This is a genomic window from Rhodococcus pseudokoreensis (assembly GCF_017068395.1).
Classification (GTDB): Bacteria; Actinomycetota; Actinomycetes; order Mycobacteriales; family Mycobacteriaceae; genus Rhodococcus_F; species Rhodococcus_F pseudokoreensis.
Map to the genome: position 1 here is coordinate 235,904 of NZ_CP070615.1, position 17,865 is coordinate 253,768.

At 69.6% G+C, this 17,865-nt stretch carries 23 protein-coding genes and 1 pseudogene; 13 read left to right on the forward strand and 11 right to left on the reverse strand.

Translation table 11 applies throughout. The features are described from left to right. The first annotated feature begins 4 nt into the window (after positions 1-4). From JWS13_RS03320 to JWS13_RS03335, 4 genes are read left to right on the forward strand one after another with little or no spacing between them, the layout of a single operon-like run. Positions 5-340 (forward strand): DUF3703 domain-containing protein, encoded by a 336-nt coding sequence (locus JWS13_RS03320; protein ID WP_206004549.1) that lies wholly within the window; start codon positions 5-7, stop codon positions 338-340. A 46-nt stretch (positions 341-386) separates the two neighbouring features. Continuing rightward, a complete protein-coding gene (locus tag JWS13_RS03325; RefSeq protein WP_206004467.1) occupies positions 387-989 on the forward strand; it encodes a cadmium resistance transporter in 603 nt (200 codons plus the stop codon). Beyond that, positions 986-1,735 carry an AraC family transcriptional regulator gene (locus JWS13_RS03330; protein ID WP_206004468.1) on the forward strand — a complete coding sequence of 250 codons (750 nt, stop codon included), beginning with the start codon at positions 986-988 and terminating at the stop codon, positions 1,733-1,735. The genes JWS13_RS03325 and JWS13_RS03330 overlap by 4 nt, the downstream gene beginning before the upstream one ends. A gap of 47 nt (positions 1,736-1,782) precedes the next feature. Then, complete coding sequence (locus tag JWS13_RS03335; protein ID WP_206004469.1) at positions 1,783-2,742, forward strand: sterol desaturase family protein; 960 nt, start codon at positions 1,783-1,785, stop codon at positions 2,740-2,742. Between the two features lie 34 nt (positions 2,743-2,776). On the opposite strand, the pseudogene JWS13_RS03340 reads toward JWS13_RS03335, so the two are convergent. The 6 genes and pseudogenes from JWS13_RS03340 to JWS13_RS03365 form a co-directional block, all read right to left on the reverse strand. Continuing rightward, positions 2,777-3,282: pseudogene (locus tag JWS13_RS03340) on the reverse strand (DinB family protein). 95 nt (positions 3,283-3,377) lie between these two features. Further along, entirely contained in the window at positions 3,378-4,115 is a 738-nt protein-coding gene (locus JWS13_RS03345; RefSeq protein ID WP_206004470.1) for a DUF305 domain-containing protein, read from the reverse strand. A gap of 57 nt (positions 4,116-4,172) precedes the next feature. After that, positions 4,173-4,904 carry a DUF3105 domain-containing protein gene (locus JWS13_RS03350; RefSeq protein WP_206004471.1) on the reverse strand — a complete coding sequence of 244 codons (732 nt, stop codon included), beginning with the start codon at positions 4,902-4,904 and terminating at the stop codon, positions 4,173-4,175. A 179-nt stretch (positions 4,905-5,083) separates the two neighbouring features. Continuing rightward, a complete protein-coding gene (locus JWS13_RS03355) occupies positions 5,084-5,719 on the reverse strand; it encodes a TlpA family protein disulfide reductase (RefSeq protein ID WP_206004472.1) in 636 nt (211 codons plus the stop codon). 152 nt (positions 5,720-5,871) lie between these two features. After that, the gene (locus JWS13_RS03360; protein WP_206004473.1) at positions 5,872-6,834 is read right to left on the reverse strand and encodes a M56 family metallopeptidase; all 963 of its coding nucleotides are present in this window, start codon (positions 6,832-6,834) and stop codon (positions 5,872-5,874) included. Further along, positions 6,831-7,208 carry a BlaI/MecI/CopY family transcriptional regulator gene (locus JWS13_RS03365; RefSeq protein ID WP_206004474.1) on the reverse strand — a complete coding sequence of 126 codons (378 nt, stop codon included), beginning with the start codon at positions 7,206-7,208 and terminating at the stop codon, positions 6,831-6,833. The genes JWS13_RS03360 and JWS13_RS03365 overlap by 4 nt, the downstream gene beginning before the upstream one ends. 416 nt (positions 7,209-7,624) lie before the next feature. Here JWS13_RS03365 and JWS13_RS03370 point away from each other — a divergent pair, with 416 nt between their 5' ends. The 4 genes from JWS13_RS03370 to JWS13_RS03385 are packed head-to-tail and all read left to right on the forward strand — an operon-like array spanning position 7,625 to position 11,371. Further along, positions 7,625-8,536, forward strand: coding sequence for a cytochrome c biogenesis CcdA family protein (locus JWS13_RS03370; protein ID WP_206004475.1), 912 nt, complete (start codon positions 7,625-7,627; stop codon positions 8,534-8,536). After that, a complete protein-coding gene (locus tag JWS13_RS03375) occupies positions 8,533-9,165 on the forward strand; it encodes a peroxiredoxin family protein (RefSeq protein ID WP_206004476.1) in 633 nt (210 codons plus the stop codon). Before JWS13_RS03370 ends, JWS13_RS03375 begins: the two co-directional genes overlap by 4 nt. Beyond that, complete coding sequence (locus JWS13_RS03380) at positions 9,162-9,437, forward strand: glutaredoxin family protein (RefSeq protein ID WP_206004477.1); 276 nt, start codon at positions 9,162-9,164, stop codon at positions 9,435-9,437. The genes JWS13_RS03375 and JWS13_RS03380 overlap by 4 nt, the downstream gene beginning before the upstream one ends. Next, entirely contained in the window at positions 9,434-11,371 is a 1,938-nt protein-coding gene (locus JWS13_RS03385; protein ID WP_206004478.1) for a copper resistance CopC/CopD family protein, read from the forward strand. Before JWS13_RS03380 ends, JWS13_RS03385 begins: the two co-directional genes overlap by 4 nt. Positions 11,372-11,381: 10 nt before the next feature. Here the strand turns inward: JWS13_RS03385 and JWS13_RS03390 are convergent, their stop codons facing one another. Genes JWS13_RS03390 through JWS13_RS03400 form a run of 3 tightly spaced genes read right to left on the reverse strand, consistent with a single transcriptional unit; the run spans position 11,382 to position 12,200 of the window. Next, positions 11,382-11,708 (reverse strand): DUF1707 SHOCT-like domain-containing protein, encoded by a 327-nt coding sequence (locus JWS13_RS03390; protein ID WP_206004479.1) that lies wholly within the window; start codon positions 11,706-11,708, stop codon positions 11,382-11,384. Continuing rightward, complete coding sequence (locus JWS13_RS03395) at positions 11,701-11,964, reverse strand: hypothetical protein (RefSeq protein ID WP_206004480.1); 264 nt, start codon at positions 11,962-11,964, stop codon at positions 11,701-11,703. Before JWS13_RS03395 ends, JWS13_RS03390 begins: the two co-directional genes overlap by 8 nt. Next, positions 11,964-12,200 carry a hypothetical protein gene (locus JWS13_RS03400; protein ID WP_206004481.1) on the reverse strand — a complete coding sequence of 79 codons (237 nt, stop codon included), beginning with the start codon at positions 12,198-12,200 and terminating at the stop codon, positions 11,964-11,966. Before JWS13_RS03400 ends, JWS13_RS03395 begins: the two co-directional genes overlap by 1 nt. A 136-nt stretch (positions 12,201-12,336) precedes the next feature. Here JWS13_RS03400 and JWS13_RS03405 point away from each other — a divergent pair, with 136 nt between their 5' ends. The 5 genes from JWS13_RS03405 to JWS13_RS03425 all read left to right on the forward strand — a co-directional run bounded on the left by JWS13_RS03405 (position 12,337) and on the right by JWS13_RS03425 (position 15,574). Next, on the forward strand, positions 12,337-13,014 hold the full coding sequence (locus tag JWS13_RS03405) for a TlpA disulfide reductase family protein (protein WP_206004482.1): 678 nt from the start codon (positions 12,337-12,339) through the stop codon (positions 13,012-13,014). Next, positions 13,011-13,811 (forward strand): cytochrome c biogenesis CcdA family protein, encoded by an 801-nt coding sequence (locus JWS13_RS03410; RefSeq protein WP_206004483.1) that lies wholly within the window; start codon positions 13,011-13,013, stop codon positions 13,809-13,811. Before JWS13_RS03405 ends, JWS13_RS03410 begins: the two co-directional genes overlap by 4 nt. A gap of 107 nt (positions 13,812-13,918) precedes the next feature. After that, a complete protein-coding gene (locus JWS13_RS03415) occupies positions 13,919-14,410 on the forward strand; it encodes a recombinase family protein (protein ID WP_206004484.1) in 492 nt (163 codons plus the stop codon). A gap of 39 nt (positions 14,411-14,449) precedes the next feature. Beyond that, positions 14,450-14,857, forward strand: a complete 408-nt coding sequence (locus JWS13_RS03420) for a MerR family transcriptional regulator (RefSeq protein ID WP_095866260.1) — start codon at positions 14,450-14,452, stop codon at positions 14,855-14,857. Between the two features lie 375 nt (positions 14,858-15,232). Further along, on the forward strand, positions 15,233-15,574 hold the full coding sequence (locus JWS13_RS03425; protein WP_206004485.1) for a hypothetical protein: 342 nt from the start codon (positions 15,233-15,235) through the stop codon (positions 15,572-15,574). A 148-nt stretch (positions 15,575-15,722) separates the two neighbouring features. Here the strand turns inward: JWS13_RS03425 and JWS13_RS03430 are convergent, their stop codons facing one another. Beyond that, positions 15,723-16,403: a TVP38/TMEM64 family protein gene (locus JWS13_RS03430; RefSeq protein ID WP_420854987.1), complete on the reverse strand. Its 681-nt coding sequence runs from the start codon at positions 16,401-16,403 to the stop codon at positions 15,723-15,725. Positions 16,404-16,528: 125 nt separating this feature from the next. Continuing rightward, positions 16,529-17,761, reverse strand: coding sequence for a L,D-transpeptidase (locus JWS13_RS03435; protein WP_206004486.1), 1,233 nt, complete (start codon positions 17,759-17,761; stop codon positions 16,529-16,531). Positions 17,762-17,865 lie beyond the last annotated feature (104 nt).

Here is a 17,865-nt window from a genome sequence, read left to right on the forward strand (position 1 = left end):
CGCCATGCCCGATCGCATCCGATCCGCCTACACCGCGGAGATGGCCGCCGCTCGCGACGCGGCGGACGGCACCGCGCGGTGGGCGCATCTCGAACGGGCGCACATCCTGTCCCAGCCCTACCCGTGGCCGCACACCCGCAACCACATCGCCATGCTCATCCTGGCGCTGCGGCAACGCGATCGCCGCGAGGCACTGGGGCAGGTGGTGCGGATCATCGTCGCGGCCCCCGGCTCCGCCCTGGGCCGTTACCCCGAGGGCAACACCGGCCGCACCCGCGCCGGACTGAGAACCCCGATGCCGATGCCCGCCGACCTGGCCCGCCTCACCGGAACACGATGACGGCCGCCGACATTCGGCCGACCCGCGGCCGCCGCCGGGTGCGGGGATGATCGGCACCGTCGCCGCGGCGGTGGCGATGTTCGCCGGCACCAACATCGACGACATCGTCGTGCTGACCGTGCTGTTCGTCGCCTCCGCCAGCCAGGGTTCGCCGCGGGCGTGGCAGATCGTCGCCGGCCAGTACCTCGGCCTGATCACCCTCGTCGCGATCAGTGTGGTCGCCGCCCTGGGGTTGGTGATCGTGCCCGAGGACTGGGTCGGGCTGCTGGGGTTGCTGCCCCTGTCGCTGGGGATCTGGGGACTGATCCGGGGCCTGCGCGGCAACGGCGACGGTGAACCCGCGGTGGTGGCGACCGGGCTGGCCAGTGTCGCCGCCATCACCATCGCCAACGGCGCCGACAACATCGCCGTCTACACCCCGGTCTTCCGCACCCTCGGTGCGCCGCAGACCGCGGTCACCATCGCCGTGTTCCTGGTCTGCGTCGGCCTCTGGTGCGCCGCCGGCAGACTGCTCGGCACCCACAAGAAGGTCATCGCCACCCTCGAGCGGGTCGAGCACTGGCTCGTGCCCGCGGTGTTCATCGGCCTGGGCGTGATCATCCTGCTCGAATCCGGGGTGATCGGCCGCCTGTTCGAGGCGCTGACATGACCGACACCCGCTGGCGCGGCGGCGCCCTGATCCGGCCCGGGATCCTCGCGTTCGCCGGGTCGATCGGGACCACCACAAGCCACTCCCATCACGCAGTGCAGGTGATGACCGCAGACACACCGCTCACCGTCGCCGACGGATCCGGGGCCCGGCACTGCGGCACCCAGGTCGTCGTGCCACCCGACACCGCGCACCACATCGAGACCGGCGCCGCGCACGGCGTGGTGGTGTTCCTCGACCCGGACACCGCGGCCGGCCGCGCCGCCGGTCACCGGGCCCACCGATTCGGCTGGGCCGGCGGACCACCACTGCCCGCACCCGCCACCGTCGACGGCGATCTCGGTGCCCTGGTCGCCGTCATGGTCGGCGCGCTGGTCCCGGATTCCGCACCCGCTCCACCGGCCCGGCACCCGTCGGTGACCGCGGCATTGGCGCTGCTGCCCGCGCTCGTCGCCGACGGACCGGTCACCACCACCGACCTCGCCGCCCGGGTGGGTCTGTCTACCAGCCGGCTCACCCACCTGTTCGGCGCGCAGGTCGGGCTCCCGCTGCGCCGCTACGTGCTCTGGACACGCCTGATGATCGCCGTCACCGAGGTCGGGGCCGGACGCGATCTCACCACCGCCGCGCACGCCGCCGGATTCGCCGACAGCGCCCACCTCACCCGCACCTGCCGGAACATCTTCGGGCTGCCCCCGTCCGCGCTGAGCCGCACCGTCACCTGGGACACCGACCCACCCCGGTAGCCGAATCGTTCAAGCCCGCACCCGGTCTCGGCGGCCACGATCGATCCATGCCCACCACCACGACCCACACCCCGGTGCACCAACTGGCCCGCTACGGGTACGCACCGTTCCTGCTGATCGGGCTCAACGGCATCGGGTTCGCCCTCACCGCCGCCGGTGCTCCGAAAATCCTGCTGCTGCTGGTGCTGGCCACCGCGATCGGCGCGTCGTTCCTCGTCGAACGGGTCATTCCCTACGACCCGGAGTGGAATACCGACCACCAGGACACCACCCGGGACCGCATCCACGTCGCGGTGAACGAAACCCTCATCCTGGCCAGCGTCGCCGCGATCCCGGCGCTGGCCGCGATCGTGCCGGCCCCCGGGATCTGGCCGGATCGGTGGCCGCTGCTCCTGCAGGTGCTCGCCGCGATCCTGATCGCCGACCTCGGGATCACCCTGGTGCACCTGGCCAGCCACAAGATCGGGGTGTTGTGGCGGTTCCACGCCGTCCACCACAGCGTCACCCGCTTCTACGGCCTCAACGGGCTGATGAAACATCCCCTGCACCAAACCGTCGAAATGGCCGCCGGGGTCGCCCCGCTGATCCTGCTCGGGCTGCCCGTCGACGTCGCCTCCGTCCTCGCGCTCGCCGTCGCGATCCAACTGCTGCTGCAGCATTCGAACGCCGACTACCGTGTCGGGCCCGCCAGATATGTCCTCGCCCTCAACGCCGGCCACCGTTTCCACCACCTCAAATGGGCCGGCGTCGGCGACGTCAACTTCGGCCTGTTCACCCTGATCTGGGATCACCTGCTGCGCACCTACTCCTACGACCCGGCCCGCCGCTTCACCAGCGACCATCTCGGGATGGCCGCCAAACCCGACTACCCGACCGGCTACCTCCGCCAGCTGAGCTACCCCTTCACCTCCGAGGGCGCATGCCACCCCACCCCCACACCGAGTCCCTCGTCGGCCGACCCAGGAGATGCTGTCCGACACGCCATCAAGGGACCGCGAGCGATGTGAACGGCGTCTACTCCTCCAATCCATGGACGGGGCATCAGCCGAGGATGAGCTGGTCGCGGTGGAAATCGACATGCTTGCCCGGGTATCGGTATACCTGCTCGAGGGTCATGAAGTCGGCGAAGAACGGATCCCAGCGCTGCGGGAAGTGCATGCCGCGGCGCAATGCGGCGTCCGTTTCCTTCGTCAGGGAGCGCTGCAGCTTGGCGATGACGCGGTCACACTGGCGGCCCATCCGGTGGCGGTTGAACACGGTCGCTGCCATGCACGATCCGAGGTAGTTGATCTCGTGGAACACCGGGGTGGTCGCGTCGAGGGCCCGCGCGAACCGCCGGCCGATCCGGTCGGGCAGGCGGGAGAACATCCGGACCAGCACCAGCAGTCGACGCACCACCATGTAGCCGAACACCATGTGGAACAGCAGCTGTTCGTTGGTCCAGCGGGTGCCGTTCGAGCGGCGGCCGAAATCCTCCGGGGAGGCGCTGTCGAGGAGTGTGCGTGCACCGACCGCCGAGCCCGCTCGAGGTCGGCGGCAATTTCCATGCGATCGATTCGCGGCTGTTCCGTGTGATCCACTCCGGGGTCGTGATGTGTACGGCGCGTGCTGCCCGGGTCGGTGAACTCGTCGTGTCGGGACGTCAGTTCATCGGAAGCGGTTGCGCCCCTTTCATCCGAAGGAGGTTCTCGATGGCAGTGGACTCGGCTTGCTGGGTGCTGGCGATCTGCCGTGCGAGCACGGCGACCGCGGACACGGACGCGTGGTCCGCCGCATACTGCGCCATCGGGATGCCGCCCTGGTGGTGACGTAACAGCAGTTGCAGGTAGCGCACATCGAAGGCGGGGCCGGTGGTGCGCCGCAGCTCGTCGAGTTCGTCCGTTGTCGCCATGCCCGGCATCCGGGCCGGGGTCGTATCCGACGTCGTAGCGGCGTCCATGCCCGGCATCGAGTGGTCCATCGTCGCCGGCGTGCTGTGGGCCGGCATCCACTTCATGTAGCCGCCGGACCCCAATGAGGGGCGGTCCCACAGGGACAGCCAGCCCTGCATGGTGCCGATCTGGCTCTGCTGGGTGGTGACCACGTCGTAGGCGAGGGTGCGGACGGCCGGATCGGTGGCGTTGGTCAGCGCCATCGCGGACATCTCCACGGCCTGGTTGTGATGGACCGTCATGTCCTGGGAGAACCCGACGTCCACCGAGTCCGGCGAGGGTTGCGCCGACTCCCGGCCGGCGAGCGCGCCGTTGGCCCAGATCCCGACGAGAACGCCGACGAGCAGGGTGAGGATCATCCCGATCACCAGCCCGGTCTTGGTCACACGGCGGCGATTGCCGGTGTCGTTCGGCGGGGTTTCGGGCTCGGCTTGGGCGGGTGCGGTCATGGCGTCCTCCAGCGGGGTGCGGTCAGCGCACCGCCATCGATCTCGGGGTGTGTTCGACTATTTGCCGTTGACCGGCACCGCATCCGGGCCCGGAGCGGACGGATCGAACGGCGGCGGGTTGGCCGGGTCGAAACCCCCTTGCACCGTCGAGCAGCTCGCCCCCGGCTCCGGGTAGGTATTCGGGTTCTGCCGCAATGCCGTGATGAACTCGGGTATCCGCGGATCATGCACATCGTCGAGTTTGAGTTGGTGACCCCACGACTGCAGGGACACAGCCGAATCGAGACCGGGGTATGGCGACATCAGGGTGTACGTCTTACCGTCGACATTCGAGGCCAAGGCCGCGATGTCGTCGCTGCTGAGCCGGTCCGGGTTGTAGGTCACCCACACGGCCCCGTGCTCGAGGGAATGCACGGCGTTCTCGGTGCGGATCGCGTCGGGATAGACGATCCCGGTGCAGGTGGCCCAGTACTGGTCGTGGGCACCGCCGAACGGTGGGCTCTGGTCGTAGGCCACCCGCTGCGGTGCCTGGACATGATTGCCGGCCGGATATTCGATCTTGACGACCCCGTCGATTCCGGTGGACGGGTCGGGGTTGTCCGCGCTCGGCGAGAACCCCTGGGCTGCACCCTTTTCCTGCGCCTGGGGCACGAGAGCGTAGGCGATGACCGCGATCAGTCCCACGACGATCACCGCGGCGCCGATCATCAGCCAGGGAAAGCGCCGGGTTCCCGGCACACCACCGGGGGTCGGTCGAGATGTCGTGCCCTTGCCGCCGTTGTTCGTCATTGCCGATCCGTTGTCCTTGTCGCCCGAACCCGATCACACCTTCTCATCTACGTAGCATGATAGTAGATGGGATGATGTTGCCTGGTTGCAGGCCTTCCGGCGGTGTCGCGCACCGACGGAGGAGCTGTCGCACCCTCGAATCGGCCGTGACCGTTCGGCGAGAGGTACGGCCCGGCTGGTTACCGGAGCGTGTCGCTGATCGCCGCCCGGATCTGTGCCGGGTCGCTGAACACCGGGGGCGTGACGATCCGATCGACGGATCCGTCGCGCTGGACCAGGAAGCTCAGCGGCAGCACCGGTGGCGCCGGCAGCGCCTTCTGGACGGCACCGGTGTCGGCGAACGAGGGATAGTGCGCCCCCAACTCGGTCAGCAGACCCAGTGCGGCCGCCGGGTTGTCCTGGACGTCGATCCCGACGACGCGGAGCGCACCGGGTTCGTTCGAGTAGGCGTCGAGGACGGGAATCTCTTCGCGGCACGGACCGCACCACGAGGCCCACAGATTGATCAGGGTGGGTTCTGCGCCCAGTGCGGCGCCGAGATCCACCTGTTTCGTCGAGCCCAGGCACGATGCCATGACCCTGGCGAGGTTGCCGTCGCCGCTCGGTGCGGAGGACGGTGTCGGGCATTTCAGGGCGGCCGCGGCCGCGAGCCGGGCCAGTTCGGGTGCGTCGACCTCGGAGTTCGAGACGGCATTCGCCGCCCCGGTTCCCGACGTTGACGGGGCGTCGGCGGATTCCGAGCGGGGCCAGATCGCCACGATCAGCACCACGATCACGGCCAGGAAGAAGACGAGCCAACGACCTCCAGCCCGCATGCGGATCCCTTCTGCACAACCCGATCGCTCGGGGACGACAAATCCCTATCTACTATTGCGCATAGTAGATATTTCCTCGGATCGGCCGCCCTCCGCGGCCCTACCGCGCACCGCCCGCGACGGAGCCCGGCGTTGGGCGCTGCCCGGTGTCCTCAGGCGGCCAGTGGACCGCACAGCATCACACCGGAGACGGCCAGCAGGCCGGTGACCAGTGGCCCTACCGCGATAAGGGCGCTCGCCGCGGTGAGCAAGATCCGCACCCGTACGCGGTCGGCGTGCGGTGGCGGGGTGGCGAGTCGCTGCGCCCGGTCGAGGACGGCGATGCTGGTGGCGCCCAGGGCGCCGCTGGGAAGAGGACCGGCAGCGGACAAGGCGATCAGTCCGCCCAGCACGGTGCGGGATCCATGGGTTCGGGCGGCGCGGTCGTCGGCGCACATCTCCAGCAGCCGGGCGACCTCGGTCTCGGCGACGGCGAACAGGGTCATCCGCGGCAGGCTCGCGGCCAGGCCCCGGATCACGGCCAGCAGCTGCAGGTGCCGGCCGGTCAGGTGCGCGCGTTCGTGCGCGAGGACCGCGTCGAGTTGGCGGCGATCGAGCGCACCGAGTGCGGCGGTGGTCACCACAATCGTATTGGGCCGGCCCGCAACGCAATACGCGGCACGCTCGGGAGCGTCGAGGACCACCGCATCCACTCCCGCGATGCGGCGCCCGACGATGCGGGTCATCCGCGCGTGCCCGTGCGTGCTGCGCCGCATGCGCAGCAACCGGTCGCCCAGCCGCCAGGCGACCACGGCGAAGGCGAGCACGGCCAGCACCGCCAACAGCAGCAGCCCGACCTGCAGGGCGACCCCGGCGCGGCCGCTGACGACCTCGCGCAGACTCGCAACGCAGGAGCCGAGCAGCGACCGGCCCGGCGCACTCCCATTGCTTGCCAGTTCCGCGACGACGAACGCCGCGGCCGCCGCCCACGACAGGGCGACGCTGCCGATCGCGGCCATCCATGCCGCCACACCCAGGACCGGGGCGACGCCGCCGTGGGTCAACCGCACCAGCAGGGGCGGGGTGAGGACCGCGACGACGAAACTGTAGAGCAGCAGGCAGGACGCGACACTCATCCCGCGTCCTCGGCCGGGGTCAGACGCTGCAGGGCCGCGCGGAGGCTGGCGGACTCCTCGGCACTCATCTGTTCGACGAAATGGGCCAACACGACATCGGATCGTCCGCCGCCGTGGAAGGCATTGCGCATCAACCGGGCGCTGTGCTCCTCGCGGGTGAGGGTGGGCCAGTAGCGAAACGCCTTGCCGGTCTTCTCCCGGTCGAGCCAGCCCTTGCGGTGGAGGTTGTCCATCGTCGACATCACCGTCGTGTAAGCCATCTCCCGGTGCTCGCTGAGTTCGTCGAACACCTCGCGCACCGTCGTCGCTCCCTCACGGTCCCAGATCCGATCCATCACGACCGCTTCGAGTTCCCCGAATCCACGCACACGCACTGCAAACCTCCCACTGTCGGCGTCTTCAGGGTACGTCCCAGCCTCCGCCGCGAACACTCACACCACCGGTGCCTGCGGCGCCCGGAGTGTTCGGCCGGACGGCTGAGAGACAGGATCATCACCACCAGATACTATCTACGTACGGAGAACGTAGATAGCTCGGAGGAAGGTACTTCGGGCGAACAAGAGCAAAGGAGCTCACGATGGACATGCTGGCGAACCTGCAGGCCTGGTGGAACTGTCAGATGATGATGATGAACGGCCAGATGTGCGACATGTGCGCGAACATGTGACGTCGCCCGGACCGATGCACTCCGCGACAGCACCCCGGCCGGGCACCGCCCGGCCGGGGTGCGGAACGTCCACGGCGCCTCCCCGTGCCGTGCCCACCCGCCGCGCCGCGTCCGGAGGCGGCGGTGAGTGAGGTGCTGGTCGGCACCACGCTGCTGGCCGCGTTCCTCGGCGGCGTGGTCGCGCTGCTGGCCCCGTGTTGCATCTCGGTGATGCTGCCGGCCTACCTGGCCACCGGTTTCCGCCATCGCGGCGGTGTCCTGCCGGCCACCCTGGTGTTCGGGGCCGGGGTGGCGACGGTGATCCTGCCGATCGGGCTCGGCGCGACCGCCCTGAGCCGGCTCCTCGTCAGCGACCACGTATGGATCTTCTCCATCGGCGGAGTACTGATGGCGATCGGCGGGATCGCGGTACTGGCCGGGTGGAAACCGAACCTGCCGATGCCCGGGGCGCGGACCGCCAAGGAGGGCAGCTTCGGCTCCGCCTACATCCTGGGCGCCTTCTCCGGCGCGGCCAGCGCCTGCTGCGCACCCGTGCTGGCCGGGGTCGCGATCCTCTCCGGCGCCGCCGGCTCCTTCCCGGTGGCCCTGTCCATCGGCCTGTCCTATGCGGCGGGCATGGTGGCACCACTGGCGCTGCTCGCGCTGATCTGGGACCGCCGCGGCAACCGGGCCGCCGCGCTGCTCACCGACCGCACCCTGGTTCTGCGGGTGGGCCGCCGGCAACGCCGGCTGCCGGTGGGCACCGCCGCGGGCGGGGTGTTGATGATCGGGATGGGCGCGCTCGCGCTCGTGCTGGCGTTCACCGGTCCGGGCATGCCCAGCGGTGGATGGCAGGCCGAACTCAGCGGCGCCCTCCAGCATGCGAGCAGCGTCGCCGTCGACGCGTTGTCCTTCCTCCCCGGCTGGGTTCTCGCCCTCGTCCTGGTGGCCGGATTCGGTCTCCTCGTCTGGCGGGCCACCCGGCCCCGGCGCCCGCACCACACTGATTCCGATGGTGCCGACGCCATTCATTCCGACACGGAAAGGCCCCTGTGAACGCCGACAACAGGTCGAAGAAGCCGGTGGTCCTGATCGTCGCGGCGCTGGTCGCTCTGGCGTTCGGCGGTCTCTACCTGGTGTACCGGAACTTCCAAGGCGGACAGGGTAATTCATCCGACGCCAGCGGATACCGGCATGTGGCCGGCGCACCGGGTATCGGTGCCAGCGCCCCCGATTTCACCCTGACCTCGGGCACCGGCGGGCAGGTCGGCCTGGCCGACTTCCGCGGCAAAACGGTCCTGCTCTATTTCCAGGAGGGTCTGTCCTGCCAACCGTGCTGGGACCAGATCCGCGACCTCGAACGCAGCCGCGACGCCCTCACCGCCGCGGGCGTGGACGAGGTGGTGTCCATCACCACCGACCAGGCGAACCTCATCGGCCGCAAGGCCGCAGACGAAGGAATCACCACACCCGTGCTGTCCGACCCCACGCTGGCGGCGTCGATGGCCTACGACGCCAACCGGTACGGGATGATGGGGCAGATGCGCGACGGGCACAGTTTCGTGCTGGTCGGCCCGGACGGGGTGATCGACTGGCGCGCCGACTACGGCGGCGCACCCGATTACACGATGTTTCTGCCCACCGGCACGATGCTGGCCGATATGAGCGCGGAAAGTGCCCGATGAACGATCCGGTTGAGATCACCCTGCTCACCGCGCCGGACTGCGGATTCTGCGATCACGCCAAGCAGGTCCTTCACCGCCTGGGGCGGCAGTACCGTCTGCAGGTGATCGAAATCGACCTGACCAGTGAGGCTGGGAATGCTCTCGCCGCCGACTCGGGGGTGATGTTCGCCCCGGGCGTACTCGTCGCCGGTGAGCCGTTCTCCTTCGGCCGGCTCTCCGAACGTAAACTTCGCCGCGCTCTCGACAGGCGCGCCGGCGCCGACCGGATGTGAGCGCCCTCGCCCGCGGGTTGGTCCGCGCGGCGGTGCTGCTTGCCGCCCTGGCCGCGCTGGTCCTCGGTGGTGCCGGGCTGGCGAGCGCGCACCCGACGCTGCTGTTCACCGACCCCGCCGCCGACACCGCGGTCTCCGAAACGCCGGAGACGATCACGTTGTTGTTCAACGAGGCCGTCACCATCGGCCCGAACGCGGTCACCGTGCTCGACGGCGACGGCCGCGCACAGTCGGTGGGCGAGTCGGCCACCGCCCAGGACGGGCGAGCCGTCACCGCCGCCGTCCCCGACCCACTGCCACCCGGCACCTACACGGTGCGCTGGCAGGTGACCGGCGACGACGGCGACCTGGTGGAACAGGATTTCCGATTCGCCGTCGGTATCGCCCTGACCGGCGGTGGGGGAGCAGGAGGCGGCGGCCCGTCGATTTCCTGGCTCGATGCGGCGCTGCGGTGGGTGCTCTTCGCCGGAGTGGCTCTGGCGCTCGGCGGCGTGATCGGCGAACGCTTCACCTGCTCGGCGCGGGCCGAGAACCCGGCACTGCCGGCGCTGCGGTCCGCGGCCCCGGCGGGGGCGGCGGTCGGGCTGGCCGCCGTGGCGGGACTGGGGATCACACTCGTCGCCGACGCCGGCGGCACCGTCGGTGCGTTGTGGCAGGGCCGGGCGGGGGAAGTACTGCTGGTGGAGGCCGCCGGGTTGCTGGCCGCACTCCTGGTGGCCGTGGCCGGTCGGCGCGGATGGGCGATCGCACCGCTGCTGCTCGTCGCCGCCGCCGAAGGGGTGCGTTCGCATGCCCAGACCGCGCAGCCCTTCTGGGGCGCCGCGCTGACCGGGATTCATCTCGCGGCGGCCGCCATCTGGGTCGGCGCCCTGCTGCACACCACGCGGGCGGTGCTCGTGTGGCGGCGCGTACCCGCCGCCGTCCGCTGGGTACTGCGGGGTTACATGCGCCTGGCCGCCTGGGTTTTCGCCGCCGTGGTCATCACCGGCACGCTCAGCGCACTGCTCCTCATCCCGCTCTCCCAAGTGGTCTCGACCACCTACGGTCAGGTCCTGCTGGTCAAACTCGGGCTGGTCACGGCCGGGGCCGGGCTGGCCCTCACCGCCCGGGTGCTGGTGATGCGAGCTCCGGGACGTCTCGCCGCGGCGGCCAGGGTGGTGCGGGCCGAAAGTGCTGTGCTGCTGGTGGTCCTGGCCGCCAGCGCCGTGCTGGTGTCCACCCCCACCGTCGGCGCGATCAGCGAACCCGGGCCCCCGCCGCCGCAGGGCCCGGTGCTTCCCCTCGGCACATTGGCCGGGCAGATCGGCATGAGTGTCACCGCCAGCGACGGGCAGGTGCTGGTGCGGCTGTCCACCCCGCGCCGCGGCGACTACTACGCCCCCGAACCGGACCAGGACTATGCCCTCACCGGCCGCCTCGACGCCACCGTCGCCGAGGGTGGCCCGCTCTCGTTCCGCGGCTGCGGGCGTGGGTGTTTCGTGGCCCCGGCCTCCTGGGCCGAGGGTGAGAACGTCCTGAGCCTGCGCGCCGACGCGGACGGTTGGCAGGGCGGCACGGTCAGTGAGCTGCTCGCGTGGCCGCCGCAACCCGGCGCCGATGATCTGTCCCGCGCGGTGTCGCAGCTGCGCGCGGCAGGCGACATCACCGTCTACGAGGCGGTGACCAGTGACACCAGCGCCGGCGCACCCGAGCCGCAGCGGCTCGATCTGCCCGCGGAGTTCTTCCTCGCCCAGGAACCGTACGCGGACGGCACCGCCCCGCAGGTGGCCCGGATCTCGGGCGACCCCGGGCCGGTGCGACTGGCCCTCGGTTACCCGGCCGCCTCGATGAACGTCCTGCTCACCCTCGACGAGCAGGGGCGGATCGGCGAGGAGACCCTCACCGACGCCAAACACCTGATCACTCGCCGCTTCGTCTACCCCGACCACGAGTGACCAGGGGCGCTCAGCCGCACCCCGCGCCGCCGAGCATCGCCGTCATCGCCGACGCCGCCGGAGACCCGGCGAAGACGACCAGCAGCACCGCCAGGGCAACAAGTACGGGCACAAGAGCTTTCGGGACGGCACTGCTGGCGGGGCTCACCGCCGTCGTCGGCGCCGGGAGGTCCCGGGTCACCGCCGCGAGCTCCCCGAGGGTTCGCGCGCCATACGCCGCCGCGACCCGGTCCGAGTACTCGTCGAGGGTCAACCGGCCGGTGCCGACCTCACGTTCGAGGGCGAGGACGATCTGGCTGCGGTCGGTGTCGGACGCCCGCAGCCACGGCTCAGCCATCGACCCCACCGTCTTGTCCCCGAGGCGGCGTCGGCGCACCGGAAGTACCCCGGCGTCGGGTCTGCGCCGCGTCGTCGGCCGCCGACTTCTGCCGCCCGAGCGCCTGGAGTTCTTCACGTAGGTCCGCCACCTGCCGGCTCGTCGAGGGCGGCGCCGCGGACATTCCGCGGGTGCCGCGGCGCATCGGGCGGATGCAGCAGAAGTAGGTTGCGGTCAGCGCCGCGGCCGCGATGAGCGCGGCGACCCACGTCGACATCAGGGCTCCCGCGGTCCGTGCCGGTCGGTGCGCTCGGACTTGAGGGCGTCGATCTCCGCGCGCAACTGCCTGATCTGCTGCTGCTCGCTCGCGTCACCGACCCCCTTGCTCGCGTCACCGACCCCCTTGCTCGCGTCGTCGCCTTGCTTGCCCTGCCCGCGCATCATCATCCACATCATCAGGCCCATCCCGACCGGGCAGGCCAGGACCGCGAGCCCCAGGAACAACTGCTGCATGACTTCCTCCGACCGGCCGGGGCCGGGGCGTGTCGCCCACCAACCCTCATCTACTATCTCCGTACCTAGATAGTAGATGAATTTCGGATCCGCTGGACCTCTCTCCTCGGCTGATCCTCGACACCGAGGGAAGACGATGATCGGCACCCGCCTGCGCCCCGAACCCGGCCATCGGCACTCCCTCCGCCGCAGGAGCTGGACCACGGGCGGACGTCACCCCGCCCGCCGCATCACCCGGATCGCTCTTACGGCGCTCGCCGCCGCACTCGGCCTGACCGGATGCGCGAGCGGCACCGACTCCGTGGTCCAGGGCGGCACGTTCGACTTCGTCTCGCCCGGAGGGCAGACCGAGATCTTCTACGACCCACCGGACACGCGCGGAACCATCGGTGAATTATCCGGCCCCGACCTGATGGTCGACGGCAAGACCACCGCACTGTCGGACTACGCCGGTCAGGTGGTGGTGCTCAACCTGTGGGGGCAATGGTGCGGCCCGTGCCGCGGCGAAGCCTCCCAACTCGAGCAGGTGTACACCGCCACCAAGGGTCTGGGCGTGGCATTCCTCGGCATCGACGTCCGCGACCCCCAAAAAGACAAGGCACAGGACTTCGTCACCGACCACCAGGTGACCTACCCGTCGATCTACGACCCCGCCATGCGAACACTGATCGCGCTCGGCGGCAAGTACCCCACCAGCGTCATCCCCTCGACCCTGGTCCTGGACCGGCACCGCCGTGTGGCCGCTGTCTACCTCAAAGCCCTACTGGCGGAGGACCTCCAGCCGGTCGTCGAGCGCATCGCGGCCGAACAATGACCACCCTCGCGCAGGGGATCGGCACCAGCTTCCAGACCGCCGCCGCGACCGGGCCGATGATCCTGGCCCTGGGCGCCGCCATGCTGGCTGGGATGGTGTCGTTCGCCTCCCCGTGCTGCGTTCCCCTGGTACCCGGGTATCTCTCCTACCTGGCCGGTATCTCCGGGGCCGACGCCCCACCGACCACCGTCACCGTCGCGGTGCGGGCCGGCCGGTGGCGGGTAACCGGGGCCGCCGTCCTGTTCGTGGCCGGGTTCACCGTCGTCTTCGTCCTCGCCACCGCGTCGGTGTTCGGGGTGATCAGCGTGCTGTCGATCAACCGGGAGCTGCTCCAACGCCTCGGCGGCGTTATCACCATCGTGATGGGACTCGCCTTCATCGGCCTCATTCCCGCCCTGCAGAAGGACACCCGGCCCGAGCCGCGGCGAATCGCCACCCTGGCCGGTGCACCCCTGCTGGGGGCGGTGTTCGGGTTGGGCTGGACCCCGTGCCTGGGCCCGACCCTGGCCGGGGTGCTGTCCGTCGCCGCCGGAACCGAGGGCACCACCGCGGCACGCGGGGTGATGCTGATCGTCGCGTACTGCCTCGGCCTCGGCCTGCCGTTCATCGTCCTCGCGTTCGGCTCCACCCACGCACTGCGGGGCATCGGGTGGTTGCGCCGCAACGCCCGCACCATCCAGATCTTCGGGGGCATCATGCTCGTCGCCGTCGGCGCCGCCCTGGTCACCGGCCAATGGGATGTCTTCGTCGGATGGCTCCGCTCCGAGTTCGTCAGCAGCTTCGTGACACCGATCTGATCACCAGGCTGCCGCGCGTCGAGCTGCGGCAATCGCCGTGTGACCAGGGGTTCCGGTAGTAATTACTCCCAGATCGATGCGCTCACCGCGGCCGGCTGCGAACGAATTTGGGTGGCAAGGTTTCGGGGAAACTGGCCCGGCTCCCGGAGTGGGACAGGTGCTTCGAGTACCTGCGCCGCGGCGACGAACTGGTGATCACCCGGCTGTCGCGGCCATTCCGGTCGGTGCGGCACATGACCGAACTCACCGCCCAGCTCGACGAGCGCGGCACCGACCTGATTGTGCTCAAACAGGGCGCATTGACACCCCCCCGCCCGGCGGTTCCTGTTCCACTCCTGTTCCACGTCATCGTTACGATGGACGAGATGTTCGCGGACCTGATCAGCGAAGGCACTCTCGAGGGCCTGGAATCAGCCCGGGCCCGCGGGTGGGTCGGCGGCCGGGCGCCGAGCGTGACCGAGCTGCAGGTCTTGAGGCACGGGAGATGCAGATCACCGAAACCTTCGGTACCGCAAGACCATCTACCGCAATCTCGAACGCGGCAGCCGCCCGAGAAGCCGGCAGCTGTAGGACCGACGATCCCGGTGATCGAAAGCTAACTTGACCCTGTACCTGGGTACAGGGTCCAGAATGGCGGCATGCGCAGTAGTGAGCTGGCGACCCGCGCCGGAGTGAACGTCCAGACGCTGCGGTACTACGAACGCCGGGGCCTGCTGGCGCAACCACCGCGGTCACCGTCGGGGTATCGGGCCTACCCGCCCGACGCGGCGGCGGTGGTCCGGTTCATCAAACGAGCCCAAGACCACGGGTTCAGCCTCGACGAGGTCCAGGAGCTGTTGCACCTGGCCGAGGGCGGGCCCGAGGACTGTGACGCGGCGCGCGCTCTGGCCGAAGCGAGGATGGCCGCGCTGGCCGAGCGGATCGCCGACCTGCAACGCATGCAACGGTCCTTGTCCCAGCTGGTCGACACCTGCGAACGACCCCGCAGCGACCGCTGCTGCCCGCTGCTGCACACCCTGCACGACGACGATGGAGATCACCGATGAAACTGGAAATTCTGCAGGTCCCCGACTGTCCCAACGTGCCTGTTCTCGTGGAACGCATCCGGCAGGCCACCGCCGGCCAGGCGCTCGACGTCGAGATCACCCATCGAGTGATCGACGACCAGGCCACGGCATCGGTGGCCCGGATGACCGGCTCACCCACGCTGCTCGTCGCCGGCCACGACCCCTTCGCCACCCCCGGCCAGGTCCCCGGCGTGTCCTGCCGCCTCTACCGGACCGAGGCCGGCGGCATTGACGGGTCGCCGTCGGTCGCTGCGCTGCGAGCCGCACTCGGACTCGAACCGCCCCCCATCGCTGCCGCGGACCCACAGGCAACGGCCGACTGTTGCGCGCCGTCCGCCGGGCTCGGCGGGTGGCGTGGTGCCGCGCGACCGGGCCGACCCGGCCGAGCAGGCGGTCCACCACGCGATCCTGCGCGCCTTCGCCGCTCACGGTCGGGCGCCGACAGCCGCGGACCTCACCGCTGTCGCTGCCGAGTTCGACCGCTCCGCAGAACACGTCCTCGCCCGTCTGCACGACTCCGACGTGATCCGGCTCGACCCCTCCGGGAACATCGCATCCGCGTACCCCACCTCGGCAACGCCGCACCGTGTTCGAATCGACAATGGCGCAACCATGGATTCGTCGTCGCCAACCATGGTGGGTCCTTCCGTGAACGTTTCTCCATATACCCCTTGGGGTATATGGGTCCGGGTGTGATTCCGCACTCCGCCATCCTCTGCATGTAGATGGCCGGACCGTGTGCGAGAGCGCCCAGCTCGATTCGGGGCGGTGACTCGAAATCCCTGTGCCACATCGCCGTATACCGATCCGCAGTTTCCGCGCGTGCCGCCATGGGCCGGACCGCCTACGGTGCGTCCGAGGCCGGTGACACGGGGAAGCGGGTGTCGACCAGCAATCCCGCCACTCCCATGGCGATGCAGATCGTGGTGACCACCATCAGCGCCGGATTCGTCTGCCCGGTCAACGCGTCGCCGAGCAGCACCACCCCGACGGTGCCCGGCAGGATTCCCACCACTGTGGCCACGGTGTACGGCACCACTCGCACCGATGAGAGCGCACAGCAGTAGTTCACCAATGCGAAGGGCGCCGGCGCGATGAGCCGTAGGGACCCGACCGCCAGCCACCCGCGCCGGGCCAGGCGGGCATCGATCGCCTGGACCGCGGGGTGCGACAGTCGCGCCTCGACCGCCGTGCGTCCGAGCGCGCGCACCAGCAGCAGCGCCAGCACGGCGGCGATCGTCGTTGCGGCGATCGTGAAGGTGATGCCGGTTACGGGACCGAATAGCAGTCCGGCGCTGAGGGTGAACACCGTTCGGGGAACCGGGGCGATCGTCAGCAAGGCTTGGGTCAGGAAGAACACCAACACGAATGCCGGCCCCACTGACTCCGCCCAGTCGCGCATCTGGGAGATCGACGGGCGGGGAAGGAGGACGGCTGCCACCCCCAGCGAGGTCAGCACTGCCGCGGCGGCGAGGACTCTCCGGTCGAGCAGGTTCTTCGCTCCTGGCCAGGACGTGAGATGCACTGGCCAGCGAGAGGTCTCGTGGGTGCGTGCGTTCGGACGGGCAGGTCGACTGATAGCCCCCGCAGCTGAGTCATCAGCTGCTGTGGTGTCTTCGTCGCGGGTTCTCGGACGCCCTGATCCTGGCATCACGCCAGAGCGCTTCCTGCCAGCCATTGATCCCAGGGCACGCTCCAGTCGCCGTTCTGCCATTGCTCGAGCGGTGCCCCGCCGGTGTTTCGGACCTCGACGATGTCGCCGGGGACGGAGAAGTCGTAGAACCAGCGGGCGTGGTCGGGGCTGAGGTTCAGGCAGCCGTGGGAGACGTTGGTGTTGCCCTGGGCCCAGATGGTGTCGGCGAGTTCGTGGAGGTAGATGCCGTCGTTGCTGATGCGGGTGGCGTAGTTGATTGTTTCCTTGTAGCCGAGGCGGGAATTGACCGGGAGTCCGTAGGTGGAGGAATCCATGATGACGGGGTTGGCCTTGTCCAGCACGGTGTAGATGCCGCGCTGGGTCCAGAACGTCAGGGTTTGCCCGTTGATGGTTTCGCTGCCTCCCATGCCCATCGAGGTGGGCATGGTCCGCACGAGTGCGCCGTTGTTGGTGACGGTGATCTGTTTGGTGGTGTCGTCGGCGATGGAGATGTGGGCGTCTCCGATGGTGAACGACGTGGCGGCGTCCTCCTGACCGAATAGCCCGCCACCGAGGTCGACGCCGTAGACGTTCGCGCGGGCGGTGACTTTCGTGCCGGGTGTGTAGTAGTTCTGCGGCCGCCAGTGCACGTTCTGCTCGTCCGCCCAGTACCAGGAGCCGGCGACGGGTGGCGAAGTTTCGACGGTCAGGGTCTTCTCGGCGGCGGCGCGGTCGGTGATCGGTTCGTCGAAGTGGGTGACGACGACGATGCCGATGCCGAAGGTGCCGCCGTCGGTGAGGAGGTTGCCGCCGGAGGTGACGAAGGTCGGTTTGGTGAGGTTGCCCGGTTGCACGGTGGAGAAGGTGCTGGTCCGGTCGGTGCGGGTGCCGTCGTCGTGGAGGGCGGTGGCCGCGATGGTGTAGGTCTTGCCGTATCCCAGCGGGGCACCGGGTTTCCAGGTGATGCGGTCGGGGGTGAAGATGCCGTCGATGACCCTGCCCTCGTTGTTGGTCATCGTGACCGTTTCGAGGGTGCCGCCGGCGGTTTCGACCGACACCGGGTCCGCGGGGTTGACCGTGTCAGCCCCGTCGGCGGGGGTCACGGTGATCGTGGGATCGGCGGGGGCAGAAGGGTTCGCGGTGTCGCCCGGCGAGGATCCGGTGCCGGATGGGGCGCAGGCGGCCAGCAGCGCGAGCAGGATCACCAGGGCGATCAGGATCGGTGTTCGCCGTGGTGGGCGAGTGTTCATGGGATTCCTCCATACCGACGAGGCGGTAGCGAAGCGGGGTCGAGAAGAAGGGGTGTGCACGCCGCGTGTGTGGCGGCGGGAGGAGGGTGGGACCGCGAGGGGGC

Bases quoted from the DNA above. Each gene is read 5' to 3' on its own strand.
- JWS13_RS03380 (WP_206004477.1), top strand. From the start codon at position 9,162: ATGAACGATCCGGTTGAGATCACCCTGCTCACCGCGCCGGACTGCGGA.
- JWS13_RS03350 (WP_206004471.1), bottom strand. From the start codon at position 4,904: ATGACGAACAACGGCGGCAAGGGCACGACATCTCGACCGACCCCCGGT.
- JWS13_RS03345 (WP_206004470.1), bottom strand. From the start codon at position 4,115: ATGACCGCACCCGCCCAAGCCGAGCCCGAAACCCCGCCGAACGACACC.
- JWS13_RS03420 (WP_095866260.1), top strand. From the start codon at position 14,450: ATGCGCAGTAGTGAGCTGGCGACCCGCGCCGGAGTGAACGTCCAGACG.
- JWS13_RS03320 (WP_206004549.1), top strand. From the start codon at position 5: ATGCCCGATCGCATCCGATCCGCCTACACCGCGGAGATGGCCGCCGCT.
- JWS13_RS03400 (WP_206004481.1), bottom strand. From the start codon at position 12,200: ATGCAGCAGTTGTTCCTGGGGCTCGCGGTCCTGGCCTGCCCGGTCGGG.
- JWS13_RS03325 (WP_206004467.1), top strand. From the start codon at position 387: ATGATCGGCACCGTCGCCGCGGCGGTGGCGATGTTCGCCGGCACCAAC.
- JWS13_RS03435 (WP_206004486.1), bottom strand. From the start codon at position 17,761: ATGAACACTCGCCCACCACGGCGAACACCGATCCTGATCGCCCTGGTG.
- JWS13_RS03330 (WP_206004468.1), top strand. From the start codon at position 986: ATGACCGACACCCGCTGGCGCGGCGGCGCCCTGATCCGGCCCGGGATC.
- JWS13_RS03355 (WP_206004472.1), bottom strand. From the start codon at position 5,719: ATGCGGGCTGGAGGTCGTTGGCTCGTCTTCTTCCTGGCCGTGATCGTG.
- JWS13_RS03395 (WP_206004480.1), bottom strand. From the start codon at position 11,964: ATGTCGACGTGGGTCGCCGCGCTCATCGCGGCCGCGGCGCTGACCGCA.
- JWS13_RS03405 (WP_206004482.1), top strand. From the start codon at position 12,337: ATGATCGGCACCCGCCTGCGCCCCGAACCCGGCCATCGGCACTCCCTC.
- JWS13_RS03410 (WP_206004483.1), top strand. From the start codon at position 13,011: ATGACCACCCTCGCGCAGGGGATCGGCACCAGCTTCCAGACCGCCGCC.
- JWS13_RS03360 (WP_206004473.1), bottom strand. From the start codon at position 6,834: ATGAGTGTCGCGTCCTGCCTGCTGCTCTACAGTTTCGTCGTCGCGGTC.
- JWS13_RS03335 (WP_206004469.1), top strand. From the start codon at position 1,783: ATGCCCACCACCACGACCCACACCCCGGTGCACCAACTGGCCCGCTAC.
- JWS13_RS03390 (WP_206004479.1), bottom strand. From the start codon at position 11,708: ATGGCTGAGCCGTGGCTGCGGGCGTCCGACACCGACCGCAGCCAGATC.